This is a genomic window from Pseudoalteromonas sp. 2CM28B, from assembly GCF_023161935.1.
On record NZ_JALNTH010000002.1, the window covers coordinates 26121 to 44679 of the forward strand.

General features: G+C 39.3%; 17 protein-coding genes. 4 read left to right on the plus strand and 13 right to left on the minus strand.

The window, feature by feature from the left end:
* Nucleotides 1-52 precede the first annotated feature (52 nt).
* Nucleotides 53-1117, plus strand: coding sequence for a hypothetical protein (locus tag MTN96_RS02640; RefSeq protein ID WP_248530672.1), 1065 nt, complete (start codon nt 53-55; stop codon nt 1115-1117).
* Nucleotides 1118-1165: 48 nt separating this feature from the next.
* Here MTN96_RS02640 and ttcA read toward each other — a convergent pair whose 3' ends face one another.
* The 12 genes from ttcA to ccoN form a co-directional block, all read right to left on the minus strand.
* Nucleotides 1166-2080, minus strand: coding sequence for a tRNA 2-thiocytidine(32) synthetase TtcA (gene ttcA, locus MTN96_RS02645; RefSeq protein ID WP_058154443.1), 915 nt, complete (start codon nt 2078-2080; stop codon nt 1166-1168).
* Between the two features lie 92 nt (nt 2081-2172).
* Complete coding sequence (gene uspE / locus MTN96_RS02650) at nt 2173-3099, minus strand: universal stress protein UspE (RefSeq protein WP_036983022.1); 927 nt, start codon at nt 3097-3099, stop codon at nt 2173-2175.
* Nucleotides 3100-3258: 159 nt separating this feature from the next.
* Nucleotides 3259-4413 (minus strand): right-handed parallel beta-helix repeat-containing protein, encoded by a 1155-nt coding sequence (locus MTN96_RS02655; RefSeq protein ID WP_058154444.1) that lies wholly within the window; start codon nt 4411-4413, stop codon nt 3259-3261.
* A gap of 196 nt (nt 4414-4609) precedes the next feature.
* Nucleotides 4610-5347 (minus strand): FNR family transcription factor, encoded by a 738-nt coding sequence (locus tag MTN96_RS02660; protein ID WP_013464664.1) that lies wholly within the window; start codon nt 5345-5347, stop codon nt 4610-4612.
* Between the two features lie 42 nt (nt 5348-5389).
* Nucleotides 5390-6061 carry a sulfite exporter TauE/SafE family protein gene (locus MTN96_RS02665; RefSeq protein ID WP_024601376.1) on the minus strand — a complete coding sequence of 224 codons (672 nt, stop codon included), beginning with the start codon at nt 6059-6061 and terminating at the stop codon, nt 5390-5392.
* The gene (ccoS, locus tag MTN96_RS02670; RefSeq protein WP_008109812.1) at nt 6054-6221 is read right to left on the minus strand and encodes a cbb3-type cytochrome oxidase assembly protein CcoS; all 168 of its coding nucleotides are present in this window, start codon (nt 6219-6221) and stop codon (nt 6054-6056) included. The genes MTN96_RS02665 and ccoS overlap by 8 nt, the downstream gene beginning before the upstream one ends.
* Nucleotides 6218-8590, minus strand: a complete 2373-nt coding sequence (locus MTN96_RS02675; protein ID WP_058154445.1) for a heavy metal translocating P-type ATPase — start codon at nt 8588-8590, stop codon at nt 6218-6220. The genes ccoS and MTN96_RS02675 overlap by 4 nt, the downstream gene beginning before the upstream one ends.
* Nucleotides 8591-8598: 8 nt before the next feature.
* A complete protein-coding gene (locus tag MTN96_RS02680; RefSeq protein WP_013464667.1) occupies nt 8599-9090 on the minus strand; it encodes a FixH family protein in 492 nt (163 codons plus the stop codon).
* A gap of 149 nt (nt 9091-9239) precedes the next feature.
* Nucleotides 9240-10274, minus strand: a complete 1035-nt coding sequence (ccoP, locus tag MTN96_RS02685) for a cytochrome-c oxidase, cbb3-type subunit III (RefSeq protein ID WP_013464668.1) — start codon at nt 10272-10274, stop codon at nt 9240-9242.
* The gene (locus MTN96_RS02690) at nt 10271-10456 is read right to left on the minus strand and encodes a cbb3-type cytochrome c oxidase subunit 3 (protein WP_010389598.1); all 186 of its coding nucleotides are present in this window, start codon (nt 10454-10456) and stop codon (nt 10271-10273) included. Before MTN96_RS02690 ends, ccoP begins: the two co-directional genes overlap by 4 nt.
* A gap of 6 nt (nt 10457-10462) precedes the next feature.
* Nucleotides 10463-11137, minus strand: coding sequence for a cytochrome-c oxidase, cbb3-type subunit II (gene ccoO, locus MTN96_RS02695; protein ID WP_013464669.1), 675 nt, complete (start codon nt 11135-11137; stop codon nt 10463-10465).
* Nucleotides 11138-11149: 12 nt separating this feature from the next.
* Nucleotides 11150-12583 (minus strand): cytochrome-c oxidase, cbb3-type subunit I, encoded by a 1434-nt coding sequence (gene ccoN / locus MTN96_RS02700; protein ID WP_013464670.1) that lies wholly within the window; start codon nt 12581-12583, stop codon nt 11150-11152.
* Between the two features lie 337 nt (nt 12584-12920).
* Here ccoN and MTN96_RS02705 point away from each other — a divergent pair, with 337 nt between their 5' ends.
* The 3 genes from MTN96_RS02705 (at nt 12921) to MTN96_RS02715 (ending at nt 18267) form a co-directional block, all read left to right on the plus strand.
* A complete protein-coding gene (locus tag MTN96_RS02705; protein ID WP_058154446.1) occupies nt 12921-13346 on the plus strand; it encodes a hypothetical protein in 426 nt (141 codons plus the stop codon).
* A 758-nt stretch (nt 13347-14104) separates the two neighbouring features.
* Nucleotides 14105-16792, plus strand: coding sequence for a TonB-dependent receptor (locus MTN96_RS02710; RefSeq protein WP_013464672.1), 2688 nt, complete (start codon nt 14105-14107; stop codon nt 16790-16792).
* A 107-nt stretch (nt 16793-16899) separates the two neighbouring features.
* Nucleotides 16900-18267, plus strand: a complete 1368-nt coding sequence (locus MTN96_RS02715) for a hypothetical protein (protein WP_058154447.1) — start codon at nt 16900-16902, stop codon at nt 18265-18267.
* Between the two features lie 23 nt (nt 18268-18290).
* Here the strand turns inward: MTN96_RS02715 and MTN96_RS02720 are convergent, their stop codons facing one another.
* A complete protein-coding gene (locus MTN96_RS02720) occupies nt 18291-18545 on the minus strand; it encodes a hypothetical protein (protein ID WP_013464674.1) in 255 nt (84 codons plus the stop codon).
* Nucleotides 18546-18559: the final 14 nt, after the last annotated feature.

Below are 18559 nucleotides of genomic sequence, written 5' to 3' on the forward strand. Positions count from 1 at the left end.
TAAAACATCGTGTAGTATACGTACTACACGTTTTATATAGGATAACTAACCGATGAAAAAGTCCTACGTGATTGGCTTTGTTATCAGCATGGGCCTACTTATGTGGTTTTTAATTGATGAGGGTCATGCAAGTTACCCCCTAAAACAAGCCCCTCTCAATGATAAAAAGCCGATATCGACACCTCCAGCTCAGCAGCGCACGCTAAGCCAACCTGTGACAAAGGCAACAACAAAAACCAGCTCAGTAACTCAGTCAGCATTTGATGAAGACTTAGCCAAAGCGGCATCGGCGGTGGCACAACAGTATCAACAAAGTTTGGCGTTTCCGCCTTATTCACAACCATTAACGGTATATGATGAGGACAGACTTAAGCCAAATCAGTTCTTTCCTGTTAGCAGCCCAGTGGGTGAGCAAGGAGGGGAGTTAACAGTGAGCTTGTCTCAATATCGGTATGTGTATCCACAAGCTATAGAGCTAACCGTAAGCGCCCCAAATTTAGGTAAGGCGGTAGTAACACTCAGTAATACAGACACCAAAAAGTCGCTAAAAACGCAAAGTGGTGTGGCTCGTCAAAATGAGCTGGCAATGACATTTAAAAGTGAAGAAGACTATCCACGTAATTTACAATTATTAGTTGAAGCCGATATCGCGGGTAAAATAGTCCCGGTGGTGGCACAAATACATTATATGCCGCCTAGTGCAACCTTAACTGGTTTTGAAAACGCCTATCCACGTAATGAAAACATGATAGTACCGGCCAATTTAACAGTTATAAAAAGTGGCTTATACCGTTTAAGAGCTAACTTATACAGTGGAACTTCGCCATTAGCACATTTAGTTGCTAAAGCACGTTTAAATGAGGGCAGTCAGCAAATTGACTTTAAAGCGCATTGGTCTGTTTTGCCCAAGCAAACGAATGACTTACGGTTAAGCGATTTTGTTGTTGAGCGTATGTCGCCAAGCCCAGGTGAGCTTAACAGTTTTGGTGAAAGTGAAATTAGCGAGTTTACTATTGATGATTTTGCTTACGACAGCTTACAACAGTTGCCTTATCAGGCAAACAAACAAGAAATGCAGAGTTTAGAGTTTTTACAAGGATTAGCTGCTGGTCAGTAGCAGCATAGAACAAAGTGAAGGGTTTGCATTACTGCAAACCCTTAAAAATTAACTTAAATTAATGGTAACCACGTCGGCTTGGTTTGTTTCATCTTGTTCATGATTAACTGGCACTTTTGGAATATCTGGTTTATCGAGCGCGATATCGCCCCCATCAATAACGTCACCCGTTTGCAAGTTGGTAAAATCAAATAATTGATTATCAGCTAAGTGTGAAGGCACAACGTTTTGCATGGCGGTGAAAATACTCTCTATACGGCCCGGGTGCTCTTTATTCCATTGCTCCAGCATATTTTTAGTGTGTTTACGCTGTAAGTTTTCTTGTGAGCCACATAAATTACACGGAATAATAGGGTAGCCTTGGCTGAACGCATATTTGCTTATATCGGCTTCTTTACAATATGCCAGTGGGCGAATAACCATATGCTCACCGTTATCGCTCATTAGTTTAGCCGGCATACTTTTTAGTTTTCCGCCATAAAACATATTTAAAAACAAGGTTTCTATCATATCATCGCGGTGATGACCCAGTGCAATTTTAGTCGCACCTAACTCTTTAGCCGTGCGATATAAAATACCACGGCGCAAGCGAGAGCAAAGCGAGCAGGTTGTTTTACCCTCAGGAATAATATCAGTAACAATACTGTAGGTATCTTCTTCTACAATTTTGTATTCAATATTTAAATTATCAAGATACTCAGGAAGCACATGCTCAGGAAAACCAGGTTGTTTTTGGTCGAGATTTACTGCAAATAAATCAAACTTGATAGGTGCAACACGTTGTAAATGTTGCAACATGTCGAGCATAGTGTAACTGTCTTTGCCACCCGATAAGCACACCATAATACGGTCACCTTCTTCAATCATGTTAAAGTCCATGACAGCTTGACCTGTGAGGCGGCGTAAACGCTTTTGAAGCTTATTTAAGTTGTATTGAGCTTTGGCTTGAGCAGAATGAGACACTACGCCCCCTTGTAAATAGTACGACAAAATTAATTGCTAAAAATAAAGGGGCGTATTATATGCCATATGTAATATGGGAGCTACTGCAAACGCTAACTTTCTGCAAGCGGGCTTACGTACCCATCAGGTTTAAGTGCAAGTACATCACAATCAAGGCTGTCAATAACATGCTCAGCAGTGTTGCCTACTAAGGCAGCGCTTAAGCCAGTCCGTCCCACAGTGCCAATAACCACTAATTCGCTGTTTAAGCGTTTTGCAACATCCGGTATCACATCTTCTGGCAATCCCTCTTCAATAAAGCATTGATCAGAGGTTAGGTTAAACTCATTAGCGAGTTCATTGGTTGATTCAATATGATGTTTTTTAACTGATTCGTTATATAACCCTGGGTTAAACTCAGGGATCTCTATGGCTATATTAACCGGTGTAGCAGGGTATGCATTGACTAAGTTAAGTTTAGCATTAGCCAGTTCACATAAAAATTGTGCATCTTTAATTATGCGTTTATTAAGTGACAGGTGCTGATCGTTTTCACTGACTGCATTAACAGCCGCTAAAATATTCCCATGTGCTGGCCACGCCATATCTTTTACAAATAATACAGGGGTTGGGCATTTTCTGACTAAGTGCCAGTCTGTTGGCGTGAAAATAACCGCTTTAAGCGCACCATGCTGATGAGTACCTTTGATCACTAGGTCATATTTATCATTAATAACGGTATTAATAATGGCTTCGTAAGGGCGGTTATGCCAAATGACTTGGGTATTAATATTAATGTTTTGATAAGGAGAGACAAGATCTTTTAACCATAGTTCGCGATCTTTTAACACCGCTTTACGCATTGCTTCACGTTCATCACCAGAGAGCATAGTAGTCATTTCGTAAGAGAAATCGTACACCGTCATAAAGGCGGTAATGCTAGCCCCTGATTTTTTGGCTAAATCTATTGAACGCGCGAGGGCATTTTGATCGTCTTTAGTTGGGTCAATAACCGCGATAATACGTTTAATCGTTTCCATTGTGCTACTCCATTCACTTAACAGTTATACCTTGAGTGTAACGCAAATACACAACAGTTAAAGGGGTAGCACTAATATTCTTGTTCTATATCAAGAAATAAAGCTTCTCTAATTTTGAAACCCTTATCCTGCATGAACGTGTGTAGAGCTTTACAAAATTTAATTATTTTCAGGCTTTATTAAAGTGTTGTCTTCCACAGTGAATCCACTCGTTTTTTTCACAAAGTCTACTTCAGGTAGTAAGTTATAAACATTATCTTTGATTGTAGAAAATAGATAACTTTTTCCGTCTCGAGTAAATAAATTAATAAGATCCCAGTATTTCTTTTCAGGATAAACAGTCATATCAATATCAATAAAATGGTTGTTATTGATATGAATGCCTCTTATAAAAATATCGTCGATGAGCTCATCAGGCACATCAGAAAGTATTCTAATTCCCCCTTTAGCACGTAAAACGGTGTTGTGAGTAAAATAAATATTTCCCCAATTAAAAGGCTCGGTCACACTCCTTGGTTTATTTGGGTAAGCATTGAGGATAAACTTATCACTGTCTATAAAAGTGTTAGCAATTATTTTAACATCCGAGTAATAGGTCAGCTCAATTGCAGTGCCTTTAGTTTTTTTAAAGGTATTATATTTTATTAAAGCTTTAGAAACAGGTTTTCTAGTGGCTAGTTTTAAGGAACCTTTCAGACCTTCAAATACATTGCTTTCAACAGTAATATCATGTGTACCACCATAGTTTCCACTCCATGGGTGAGTTGTGGTCACTTGGGTAACATTATTAAAATAATTATTACTAATTTTTACTCTGAAAGAGTTGATAGGGGCATTATATGATGAACGCTTTGAGGACGTTGCTCTTATAGCCGCATCGCCAAAATCAAAAAATTGATTATGTTTAATTGAAATATCTTCGGAGCCGGCAAAAAGGATACCTTGCTCACCCCAAACATAATTAATTTTGTCTGTGGTTAACCCTCTAAAAATAAAACCATTAATTTCTATGAAGCGTGAATTATAAAAGGATAAAATATACTCTCCTTCAAATTGGTCACACTTTTTTAGTATAACGCCAGTATTAGCTGTAATAACAATATTGTTAAGATTTCTAACAATAATAGCTGAGCAGATGTCATAAACTCCTGGCTTGTCTATTTTAAGCTCAGAATTTTCTGCAGTGTTTAAAATCAAGTCTTTTAGTGCTTCTGAGTCATCAATGCCGTCATCGGGGATCATTGAGCTCGATGCTTGGCAACTAAATAAAATACTTAAAGAAAGAGCGATAAATAGAAATAAAGATTTAGGCATAAGATTGTCCTTCTATGTAAGAGTTTAATAGGACGTAGTTGCTTTTATATTAAAAAATGAGCCAGACAATTCATTCATCGACTCTTAAAAGTGAATGGTTAATACCTCTACTCAAAGTGTTAGTAGAGATAGAGCATAATTGCAATAATTACGCTCCAATTCAGGGTAGGATTAATTTTAAAATGAGAAATGATTATTAACGAGGCTTAACAATCGCAGCCGTTTTGGCTAAAGCGTCATTATCTAAAATAGTAATAAATTTACCTTCTACTTTAATTAAGTCGGCTTTTTGAAAACGGCTTAATAAACGGCTGATAGTTTCTACGGTTAAACCTAAGTAGTTACCAATTTCGCCGCGAGTCATAGTAAATCTAAATTCTTTTCGTGAAAAACCACGCTCACCAAAACGCTCTGATAAGTTATAAATAAAGCTAGCAAGACGTTCTTCAGCTGACTTTTTATTAAGTAATAATAGCATTTCCTGATCGTAGGTTATTTCACTACTCATTAAACGCATTATTTGTTGGCGCAATTTAGGCAGTTTACCGGCTAGTTCGTCAAGAGTTTCAAAGGGAATTTCACATACCATTGAGGTTTCTAGTGCTTGAGAAAAACTTTGATGTTGCATTTTATTGATGGCGTCAAAGCCAACAAGGTCACCCGCTAAATGAAAGCCTGTAATTTGTTCATCGCCTTGCTCTGACAAGGTATACGATTTAAACGACCCCGAACGAACTGCATAAATTGCATTTAAAGGTGCGCCCGACTCAAATAAGTAGTCACCCTTGTGTAATGGTTTTTTTCGCTCAATGATCTCATCAAGTTTATCCATTTCTTGGCCATTTAAAGAAAATGGTAAACATAACTGGCTAATACTGCAGTTATTACAGCTAATGGCACAATTACCTTTAGCACGACTTTGAGAAAAATCCATAAGTTCAATCCGTTAAATTTCTATGCACAACATTTACCAATGTTAATGCACTAGCTTGTCTGTTGCAATGATCAGAAGGTAGATACCATACCAAATGATAACACTGCCTAATATTATTCGCGTCCAAGGGTGATTAAAAAGCGTATTGAGCTTTTGTGCAGCCACACCTAAGGTGATCATGGCAGGGAACGTCCCTAGGGCAAATGCCAGCATAACCAGAGCACCATTTATGGCAGTGCCACTGGTCATCGCCCATGTGAGCGCAGAATATACTAAGCCGCACGGTAACCAGCCCCATAGTGCGCCATAACCAAGCGCTTTTAATGGGGAATCAATGGGCATTAAATATTTATTAAGTTTAATTAAGTGCTGCCAAATGAGGGTTTTGCCGAGTTTTTCGAGCCATTGTAATGTCGCGGCTAAGCGCATGATATAAACGCCGACCAGTAACATAAACACGCCCGCTAAAAATGATAAAAACAGCGCAAAGGCCGAGTTTTGTGTGGCAAATTGACTACTAATACCGGCGACTAGGGCACCAGCAAGCATATAACTTAGCGCTCTGCCGCTATTATAGGCTAGAGAATACAACCAAGTTTGGCGCTTGTTACTGGCTAACTGTAATGAGCTGGCAATGCCGCCGCACATAGCAATGCAATGGCCACTGCCAATCAACCCCATTAAAAAAGCACTAACAAAAATTGGATCAATCATTACTTTTATTATGTTGCTCTTTATCGTCTTCAAACAAAATACTGTGGCCTTGCTTGTTTAAATCAGAGAATTGCTCGCCTTTTACTGCCCAAAAAAACACGCCAATGGCAATTAGTACAAACAAGATAGCGATAGGAACTAAAATATAAATTATGCTCATAACTTTAATAGCCTTAGTGAATTACATATCACAATAATAGAGCTGGCAGACATACCAATTACCGCCATCCAAGGCGCAACTAAACCCATAGCAGCAAGCGGTAATATAGAGCCATTATATAATAAAGAAAGCGCTAGGTTTTGCTTAATTATACGCCGTGTTTGCTTAGCAATCGTCAACAAATGATCAATAGAGGCTAAATCACTGTTAAGCAGCACAACATCGGCACTGTTTTTAGAGATATCAGCCCCTGTTTCCATGGCGATTGATAAGTGGGCGCTGGCAAATACTGGGCTGTCGTTTACGCCATCGCCAACCATAGCAACAACTTCACCTTGAGTTGACCAATGATCAACGGCGTCTTGTTTATCTTTTGGACTACAACTGGCTTGTATTGAATCAAGCTTTAATTTTTTTGCCACCTTGGCACCGGCATCTGAGGCGTCACCTGTTAGCATATGACAACTTAGATTGGCAGCCTTTAACGAGTTAATGAGTTTATCGGCATCTGTTTTTACTTTATCAACAAAGTAAAAGCGTGCAACGGGTTGCTTGTTTATGTAAAGGGTAGCTTGCGCATTGGTTTTTTTGGTATCAAACCAGCCACTTTTACCAATGGCGTAGTGCGTATTATCGTATTGAGCGCTGATCCCAACCCCTGGATGGAGCTGTACATCGTCAAATTTACGCTGACCTTTAAACTCTTTAAAGGCACTAGCAATAGGGTGCTCAGAATAGCTCTCAAGCTGTGCTGCAATATCAAGAATTTGCTCTTTGCTGTAGTTATCATCAAGTATGTCAACAACATCGAGGCTAAATTTACCTTGCGTAAGCGTACCGGTTTTATCAAAAGCAACTAAAGTAAGCTTTGAGAGTGTTTCGAGCACATGTGCTTGCTTAATTAATATTCCTTTACGAGTTAAGGTAGCCACAGCACACGTTAACGCGGTTGGAATAGCTAAACTCAATGCGCACGGGCAAGTGGCCACTAACACCGATATAGTGATCCAAAAAGCGACATCAGGGTCAATTTGATACCAGCCAATGGCGGTTAGAGAGGCAAATACCAGTAATACGGCAACAAACCACTGCGCGACTTTGTCGGTAATTTCTACTAACCGTGGGCGTTTTGTTAGGGCATTATGTTGCAGGCGAATAATTTGATTAAGCAGGGTATTTTGGCCCAGCTTATTGATTTTTATTTCAATAATACCATCATGATTAACCGTGCCCGCATACACGTTATGATCAATATACTTTCGTACTGGCTGATGTTCACCAGTCATCATAGACTCATCAACACTGGTGCTGCCTTTGACTAAGATGCCATCGGCAGGGATAGTTTCGCCTGCTTTTATTAAAACGATATCGTTAAGCTTGAGCTTTTTAGCGGCAATTATGTGCTCTTTGCCGTTTTCATCGAGTGTACGGGCTGTCAGTGGCAGTAGCTTTTGTAAGTTGGCTGTAAATTCACTGGCCTTTAAGCGCGCTCTAAATTCTAAGTATTTACCTAATAAGAGTAAAAAGGTAAACATACAAATAGATTCAAAGTAAACTTCACCGACTTCCATTACGGTGGCGTAACAGCTTGCACCATAGGCACCAAAAATCGCCAATGATACCGGTAAATCCATATTCAGTTGTTTTGCTTTTAAGCCGTTAATTGCATTACTTAAAAAGGGCAGGGCGCTGTATAAAATAACGGGCGTTGCAAGGATCAAGCTGATCCATCTAAAGTACTGTTCAAAGTTGCTGTCCATCCCAGAGAACATGCCAAAGTACATAGCAAAGGCAAACATCATCACTTGCATGGTCATTAAGCCTGCCACGCCGAGGCGGCGAATATAGGCTTTAGCTGTTTGTTGTTTTTGCTGGGCTTCTACATCTGATTGGAATGGATAGGCTTTGTAGCCTATTTCAGCCAGTGAGGTGATTAGCTCACTTAAAGGGGTTGCGCTTTTATCCCATTGGATCATAGCGCGATTAGTTGAGGTGTTTACATCAACGCGCTTTACCGATTTAAGGTTAAGTAATTGCTTTTCAATAAGCCAGGCACAGGCGGCGCAGGTAATGCCCTCAACACTGAGAAGCACCTCAGAGTTGTCGTTATGCGTACTGATAAACTCATCTTGAATATCTTCATTGTCATAGCTTTTAATAAAAGCGAGTTGTTCAGGGACGAGTTGCTCTACTTTACCGGCACTAACAGTGCGATATTTGTAGTAGTCGGTCATCCCTTGGTCAATGATATTTTGTGCAACAGCTTGGCAGCCAATGCAACACATTGGCTCAGCGGTATTGTCTATAACAACATGTGCGCTAAATCCAGCAGGCACACTTTCAAGACAATGAAAGCAATTTTTAGACATACTAAATACTACTTATAGTTAGGAGTCACTAAAACGGTGGCGGTGGTTGGTAAACTAACGTTTTCTTTCATTTTCCAACTGTTATCAACGGGTTCAATAAACACCGAATATGCGCCTGGTGTATAGCTTTCTAATAATGCAGTGAACTCTTGATTAGCATTTGGGGTGAGAGTGGCCTCAAAATCGTGCGCTTTTATAGTACGGTGAAAAAACGACAATCTTAATGCGTGTATATTACTGGTATCGCCTTTGGTAAATTTAAAGCTTACACGCTCATCTGATACATTTAGGTCGCCATGTAAATACAACGCTTTTGCTTTATCAAACTTAACGAGTTCTAAGTTGATTGCTTTGCCTTTTTTATAGTAATCATCTACAACCATATCTGGGCCGTTACCAATGGCTGTAATAAATAAACTAATGCAGCCAATAATTGCAGCTAAAGGAAAGAAGATTAAAAACCAAGGCCAAAAATTTTTATACCACGGAGTCGGTTGCATAGTCGCTCTAAAATTAATTAATGTGCGACTATATTATAATAAATAGAATGAAAAGACTAAAAAAAAGCCTCCGAGTGGAGGCTTTTTTGATCTGAATTAATCTACTGAAATAAAAAGATTAAAACTGAAACGTTTTGTTAACTTTATCGTTATTTATCTTGCGATAAGCTGTAAACGTAAGCAGTTAATAGGTGAATTTTATCTTCGCCTAAAATCTCTTTCCATGCAGGCATTACACCAGCACGGCCATGGTTAAGTGTTTCTTCAACAGCGCGTTGAGAACCACCGTATAACCAAATGTTATCAGTTAAGTTTGGTGCACCAAACGGTAGGTTATGGGCAACTGAACCTTTACCATCTGGACCATGACACGCAGCACACATAGCAAATTTTGCTTTACCTGCATCGGCATCTTTTTGGTTAACAGTACGACCAGATAGGCTAAGTACGTAAGCCGTCATTTCTTTCACGCCTTGCTCACCTAATGCATCACCCCAAGGTGGCATTGCTGCAACACGACCTAAAAGTAATGTTTCTCTGATCTTGTCAGGAGAACCACCGTACAACCAATCGTTGTCAGTAAGGTTAGGGAAGCCAGTACCACCACGAGCATCAGAGCCATGACATTGTGCACAGTTTTGTGAGAACAAACGTTGACCAATTTCAACTGCGAGTTGACCTTGAGTTTGCTCATGTTTAGTGCCGTTTTCTAGCGCAACTTGCTGTGCTGCATCACCAGCAAATTTAGACTCTACTAAATCTAGAACAGGTATTTGAGCCAATTCATTAAAAATAGGACCAAAACGTTCTTCAGCAGCGCGGTATTCAGCATCTAGCTTTACAAAACGGCCATCTTCTTTCGCTTCAATGACTGCTTCTTTCGATTCAGTTAAAGAGGTAATACCTTGGTTTGAGCTTGTCCATTTTGCTAAACCTTCCCAATTACCTAAACCTGGGTAGGCTGCTAAGTAATAAACAGACCACACAAACGTTGCGAAGAACATGTAAGTCCACCATTTCGGTAGTGGATTGTTTAATTCTTGAATGCCGTCAAACTCATGTCCACAGCTTTCACCTTCTTTTACACCTACATAGTTTTTTAAGTTCCAAACTAGTAGACCAAAGATAATGATTAAGCATGCAAGGGTTAATACAATAACCCATATACTCCAAAAGCTAGTCATTTCTCAGACCCCTTTTCCTCGTTAGAGAGTGTATTGTTGTGTTTTTTTTCATCTTCAAATATGACATTAGCAGCGTCTTTAAAACGACTTTTACTACGCTTGCTATATGCCCATCCAACAATCACAATAAATAATACTAAAATTACCAGAGTCAAAATGCCTCTGTATGTCCCGTAGTCCATAATAATCTACTTCAAATGTGTGCCAAGTTGTTGCAAATAAGCGATAAGGGCTTGCATTTCTGTTGCACCTTTACCGTCATTCATTGCATCAACCTTAGCAATGTCAGCGATTAATTCCTCGTCACTGCCATAACCTAGACCCGGGTGTTTTGGGTTTTCTGGATTAATAGCAAACGTGTCACGGAAAATTTGTAGTTTTTTCAGAGTCAGACTTGTATCAAGCGTGTTCTCTGCTAACCAAGGGAAACCTGGCATATTAGACTCAGGAACCACGGCACGTGGATCCATTAAGTGCGCATAATGCCAATCATCTGAGTAACGTTTACCTACTCGTGCTAAGTCAGGGCCAGTACGTTTAGAACCCCAAAGGAAAGGGTGATCCCATACTGACTCGCCTGCTACAGAGTAGTGACCGTAACGCTCAACTTCATCACGAAATGGACGGATCATTTGAGAGTGACAGTTAGCACAACCTTCACGTACATAAATGTCGCGACCTTCAAACTCTAGTGCGTTTAACGGGCGTAACCCATCAACTGGCTTGGTTGTATCGTCTTGGAACATTAGCGGCGTAATTTCTACTAATGCACCGAAGCTGATTGCGAAAACAGTCAAGATGGCCATGAGGCCAATGTTTTTCTCGATAATTTCGTGTTTGTTTTGTGAATTTTTATTGCTCATTATCTAACTCCGTTATGCTAACTGCGCTTGTTCATCAAGTTCTAACGAGTTATTTTTCGCTGAAACTGTACGATAAACGTTATAAGCCATAACCAGCATACCTGTAACGATGAATACACCGCCTAAGAAACGCATAACATAGAAAGGATGAGAGGCTTCTAACGACTGTACAAAGCTGTACATTAATGTACCGTCAGAGTTAACTGCACGCCACATTAGACCTTGCATTACACCTGAAATCCACATTGCAACAATGTATAAAACAACACCCACTGTGTGTAACCAGAAGTGTGTATTGATTAATTTAATGCTGTACATACGACCTTGCGAGAATAACGCAGGGATAAGGTGGTAAATAGCACCGATAGAAATCATCGCAACCCAACCTAATGCACCTGAGTGAACGTGACCTACAGTCCAATCTGTGTAGTGCGATAACGCATTAACAGATTTAATTGCCATCATCGGGCCTTCAAACGTCGACATACCGTAGAAAGACAATGAAACCACTAAGAAACGTAAAACAGGGTCAGTACGTAGCTTATGCCATGCACCTGAGAGCGTCATAATACCGTTGATCATACCACCCCAAGACGGTACGAATAAGATAATAGACATCACCATACCTAAGCTTTGCGTCCAATCAGGAAGCGCAGTGTAGTGAAGGTGGTGAGGACCTGCCCAAATGTAAAGAGAGATAAGTGCCCAAAAGTGAACAACCGACAAACGGTATGAATAAACAGGGCGACCCGCTTGCTTTGGTACAAAGTAATACATCATACCCAAGAAACCCGCAGTTAGAAGGAAGCCTACTGCGTTGTGGCCATACCACCACTGAACCATTGCATCTACGGCACCTGCATAGATTGAATATGATTTAGTCAATGAGACTGGGACTGCCATGCTGTTAACAATATGTAGAACAGCAACGGTAATAATGAAACCAGCATAGAACCAGTTAGCTACATAAATATGCGCTACTTTGCGTTTTGCAATAGTGCCCATAAATACAATAGCGTAAGTTACCCAAACAACAGCAATTAAGATATCGATTGGCCACTCAAGTTCTGCATACTCTTTAGAACTTGAAATACCCATAGGTAGAGTAATTGCTGCTAGAACAATAACTAACTGCCAACCCCAAAAGGTAAAGGCGGCTAATTTGTCTGAAAGAAGGCGCGTTTGACATGTACGTTGTACGACGTAATAAGACGTCGCAAAAAGTGCACTTGTACCAAATGCGAAAATTACTGCGTTCGTGTGTAACGGACGAAGTCGAGAGTAAGTTAACCATGGTGTGTCAAAGTTAAGAGCTGGCCAAGCTAATTGGGCAGCTATCAGAACCCCAATACCCATGCCAACGATGCCCCAAATCACTGTCATAATAGCGAATTGGCGTACAACTTTATAATTGTACTCAGTTTGTGATGCTACTGTTTGGCTCATTTTCTGGCTTCCGCTGCAATAAATGCGTTTAGAAATGAATTACCTACTTGTAAAAGTAGGACCTACTATTATTCCAAAGTATACTATCTAAAACCCACAATATGTGGTTGTTAAAGATAATAATCTCAAGAAATACTTGTTTTTTTTGCGGTTGAAATGATAAATTTTTTGGCCTTAAAAAGATAGGTCAATTGCGTAATAATATGACATCAATCAAACTTTATTAACTTGCTGTCTATTTTTTGAGGTGATTTGTACCTTACTTGCCCATTAAAGCCGATAATCAACCAACGTGCCCAAATGTTGGGCTAATACATTAGATACTTTGAGAACCTGCATGTATATATATAGAGTATGTTTACTTTCTTTTCTACTATTCTTACTAGGTTGTGACTTTTCTGGATCAACATCAACACCAAAAGTAAATCAATCACAAACAGAGTGTAAAAATAACAACCCGTGTATTTTTCCAAATCAAGTTAAAGTTTGGCTAAGCGAAGAAACCCTATCACCAGAGACACCGTTTTCAATTTACACTCAGTTACCGACTGGTGTAACAATAACTGCAGCTAAATTAGAAGGCGTTAGCATGTATATGGGTTACATTCCCGTACAATTTAAAAATCAGGGCAGCGTTTGGGTAGCTAATACTATGGTAGGGATTTGCTCAGAAAAAAACATGGTGTGGAAGCTTATTCTTACTACTGTCGATACAAACACTGGCATAAGTGAAAATGTTGAATATTTTTTTAACGTTACCTAATAAAGGCTTTCTACTCAGGCGTGGTTTTTAACTGCGCCATTCCCGTAAAATTATAGCGGCAAAGCCAAATGCCTCACATTTAATAGTTATCTGCAATTAAAGTCTATCTGATAAAATAACCATTCTTAATATAGCTTTTACATATCCATTTACCTTCCAAGTTTATAACTTAAGCTCTGCTTGGCTTACTTATTCAATTGTGCTCATACGTGCAATAAAGCACCCATGTCATTAATATGTAGATTTATCTAATGGATCCACTTTGATAGCCGTTTTTAGTTTAATTGGCAGCCCGTCTTAAACCTTCAATACACATAAAATTTGCATGATTAAAACTTATAACAAAAAAAATCAGACTAAATAAACAATCTACTTGCATAAATATGGTTAGTAATTAACACCTAGTTTTACCGTTTTAATAACGAGCTGTGATTAACATGTTAATTTTCCTGTTTAGGGCACATTATTGTAATAATTACATTTGATTACAAACTCTACTCATTTGATTTCAGCTGTGTTTTTTATGTGATTGCTTGGTCTTTAGTTTATGATTTCTAAATGTTTTTATTAATTAACAATGAAACATACTGTAACCTTTGTTCCTTTCGTGGGACGTCTTAATTTTCATTGATTGCATAGTGATCGTTCGTTAAGTTTTCGTTCAGTTAAAGGCGCCTAAGTTGCTCCCGCTCACTCAAAATTCTCATAAAAGTGAGCATTACCAATTTAGGTAAATTTTCAACAAGTAGGGTTCATCCATGAAAAAATCAACTCTTGGTTTAGCTGTAATTGCAGCGATCCCAATGTTCTCAAGTGTTCAGGTTTTAGCTGCAGACGAAGCAGCAAAGTCAATTGAAAAAATTCAAGTAACGGGTTCTCGTATTAAGCGTTCAGATATGGAAACTGCTAGCCCAGTTACACTTATCGGTGCCGATGAAATTAAAGCATCAGGTGCAACATCTGTAGATAGCGTATTACAACAAATGACGGCTACGGGTGGTGCAATGACAAACCCTGGCGTTAATAATGGCTCTGGCGGTGGTGCATCTATAGATTTACGTGGTTTAGGTTCACAGCGTACTTTAGTACTTGTTAATGGTCGTCGTATGATCAATTCAGGTACTGGTGCGGCTTCAACGGTTGATTTAAATACTATTCCAGTATCAATGATCAAACAAATTGAAGTACTTAAAGACGGTGCTTCTGCTGTATACGGCACAGATGCTGTAGCGGGTGTAGTAAATATTATCCTTAAAAATGACTTTGAAGGTTTAGATTTAAACGTCAACACAGCCATGACTTCAAAACATGATGCGTCAGAAACATCAATCGACTTTACCTTAGGTACAACATTTGACAAAGGTAATATGGTTTTTGGTATTCAATACACTGATCGTGGTGAAGCAAGTCAAGGTGATCGTGGTTTCTCATCATGTCCTTTATTTGAAGGCGAAAATGGACTTTTCTGTGGCGGTTCTTCATTCAGCGAAGGCGGCCATATTTACAATGTTAATACAGCTAATATCATCAACGATAAAGGTGAAATCGAGAAGCAGGGTGTTGCTGACGATGCTGGTTTAAGTGGCCTTGGCGGTAACTTACACCGCTATACCGATGAAAACGATGCATACAACTATGCGTCTAAAAGCTACCTATACACACCTATGGAACGCTTAAACATCACAGGTTTAGGTAATTATGAACTAAATGATGACACAATGCTTTTCAGCGAGTTTACCTATACTAAGCGCTGGTCAGAGCAAAAGTTAGCACCACAGCCTATCAACTTTGGCTTTAAATATACCGAAGATATGGGTGACAGCTTACTGTCACAAACTTATGATAAGCGACAAGTCGTTAACGGTGCATTTGTAAAAGATGCTAATGATAATTACGTTACAACACCGACTAATTACGCCTATGGTGATGAAATAAGCTACCGTCGTCGTATGGCTGAAAGTGGTACTCGTGACTTATCGCAAACAGTTGATACTGTTCGTGTTGTTGTGGGTGCTGAAGGTATTATTGGTGATTATTCATGGGATGCATCAGCAAACTTTGGTCGCAATGATTCTGTTGATAAAATGAGTAATCTGCACAACGTTTCTGCAATCACAGAAGACTTAGCTGCAGGTACATTTAAGCCTTTAAATGAGGCATCTTGGTCACAAGAAAACATTCAAGATTATATATACACAGAGCAAAACTCAGGTGGAAGCCAGTTATTTATTTTGGCAGCTTCATTATCTGGTGAAATGTTTGAGCTACCTGCAGGTTATGCTGCATTTGCAGCGGGTGTAGAGCGTCGCCAAGAAAAGGCATGGTATAATCCTGATTCAATTGCTGCTCAAGGTCTAGGTAACGATCCACGTGTAGATCCAACAAGTGGTGGGTTTGATGTGAATGAGGCTTATGTTGAGTTTGCATTACCCTTACTATCTGAGCTTCCATTTGCAGAATATGTTGAATTAAGTGCGGCAATCCGCGCGTTTGATTACAGCACTTTTGGTTCTGATGAAACATGGAAACTTGGTTTTACTTGGAAAGCAAATGATGAATTGATGTTCCGTGGCGTACGTTCAACCGCATTCCGTGCTCCAACGGTAGATGAGCTTTACTCAGGTAATGCGCCATCTTATGAGCAAGTAAAATACCCAGGTGCTGATAGCCAGGCAGAAGTAACTGTGGGCGGTAATCAAAATCTAACACCAGAAGAAGCTGATACTTTAACGTTTGGTGTGGTGTACGAACCACAATGGTTTGAAGGTTTCTCAATGACCGTAGATTACTACGACATTGAAATCGAAAATGCTATTTCAACATACAACAACCAATTCGTTGTTGATCAATGTATTGGTAATTCAAACAGCAGTTCAAACGAACTTTGTGCAAGCACAGGTGCAATTTTACAAGCTGATGGTCGCATTGTTTTCAATAATCAGCTTCGTAATATTGGTTCTGAAAAAACATCTGGCATTGACTTAAATCTGAAGTATTCATTTGATGCATTAGGCTTAAGCTGGAGAGCTGGCCTTGATACAACATATTTAGATGAATACGTTGTTGATACGGGTGCTGTTGTAGATTACGCTGGTTACATTACGGGTGGAGCTGGTAGTTACGCAGATATCAAATCAAACTTTAACTTAACAGTTAAAGGAGATAACTGGGATGCAACTTATGAAGCACGCTACATTGCTGGCCTAGATAGCTTCGCATGTATTGATGGTGAGACATGTTATGCACCTTCAACGCCTTCAGTTGTGTACCATGACATTAGTGGATCTTACTTAATTAATGATACAGTGACATTGTCTGCAGGTGTTAATAACTTATTTGATAAAGAGCCACCGTATTACTCAGGTAATAACGATTCAAACACTGACCCGTACACGTTTGATACGTTAGGTCGTCGTTTATTCGCTGGCGTAAACGTTAAGTTCTAATTTTAATTCATTAGAACTATTAAAAGGCCTAGTTTTTACTAGGCCTTTTTTGTTGAACAAAATTAAAGAGGCACGTAAACTCAGGTAGATAACCGAAGGAGGCATCATTGTTAAAGCAAGACGAAAATTTATCGTTTGTTATTGAACCGCAACTATCACCGCGTGCAGAGCAGCGTCTCGATCTTTATTTTTCTATCCCAAACGAAATGGGTATTAACGCGCAAACACTCAGCGAAGAGTCTTACTTTAATAACCAATTTAAATCTTTTGTAGCCTATAACGCGAATAACATTCATCTTCCATTGGTACGAAGCCGTTTTGTTAGTAAAAACAAAGGTGAGCAGCAAGATTACCGACAAAATTTAAATTTATATTGCTATCAAGTGCGTCTGGCAATTGATGCCGATATTAAAGATGCGTTAAAAATTCAAGAAAGCGATGAGTTTTATCAACGAGCCATGGAACTCTGTGAACAAAGCCAAAGCCTACTTAGAAAACTCAGACGTTACACCCCAGATAACGAAAAGCTGATCCCGTTTTATACCAATGCTGATAACTACCTAAGCTGGCAAGTTGAACAAACTTTTTTAAAGCTACTTGATGAAGGCCCGCGTAGTAGCGATCACGCTAAAGAGCGAAATGACTTATTAAACTTTTGTAAGTCAGAGAGTGAGTATCGAGCAGAGCAGCAATATAATTCTGATTCAACGCTTAAAGACGCCAACAGAATTACTAATAAGATGCGTTTACTCCAGCGTTTAATAGAGCATGGAGTGATTTTACAGCGCCAAACACGCTATCTTAATAGCTATTTAAAGCGGTTGGTAAAAGGCTCTGTAACAGCTGTTATAATGGCTTTTGTGATGGTGGTAATACTCAATGCGCGTTCTACCTTCACTGAAATAACCGCTTCATTAATTCTAATTTTAGGGGTTATTTACGGGCTAAGAGAAATATTTAAAGAAGATATTACCCGTATTATTTGGCGTGCTATTGTGCGAGGGCGGCCAAAATGGCGCTTTATTTTTAAAAACAGTATCACAAAAGATAAAGTGGCGAGTCAGTTTATTTGGTTAGAGTACACCCGGTTTAAAAAAATCCCCAAAGAAGTGAGGAAAATTTTTTCTAAGCGTCGTCAGCAAAACAAACAGGCGGCGCAATGGCTGCATTTTGCTAGTGAAACCCGGGTAAGTGCGAAAGAATTTTTGCCAGGCTACGATAGCTTGCAGCAAACGCTGCAATTTAATCTCGCGCCGTTTGCACGTTATTTAAAAAAAGGGGAAGGGAAGCTCTATCATTTAGAAAACAATAAAATTTCTAAACAGGGAGTAGAAAGGCGCTATCAGTTAAACATGGTATTGGTTCTAACCGAACCGGATAAAACGCTCTATCAGCGTTACAAAATCACTTTAAACCGCAGTAAAATAGTCAACATAGAGCTTATTTACACCAGCGATGCAAAAAAAGAGGAATAACATACGTTATTCCTTTGTTGTCCTTATTTATCCGTTAGCCCTTTTTTGCTGTAAAGCGTTACTTTGTCTGATACCAGGGTAATTTCGATGTTTTTAGCGTCATCACCCCAAGTACAGCTAGTATGTAATGTTTTTTCTACACAGTTATCAGCACTGCCTAAAAGTGCTTCAACTTCTGTTTTGTCCATACCAATTTTAATTTTTTCGTAATTTTCCATGCTTACTTTTGAACAAGCAGCAAGACTCAGTGCTGCAGCAATTATTAGGAGCTTCTTCATTATTATTTTCCTAC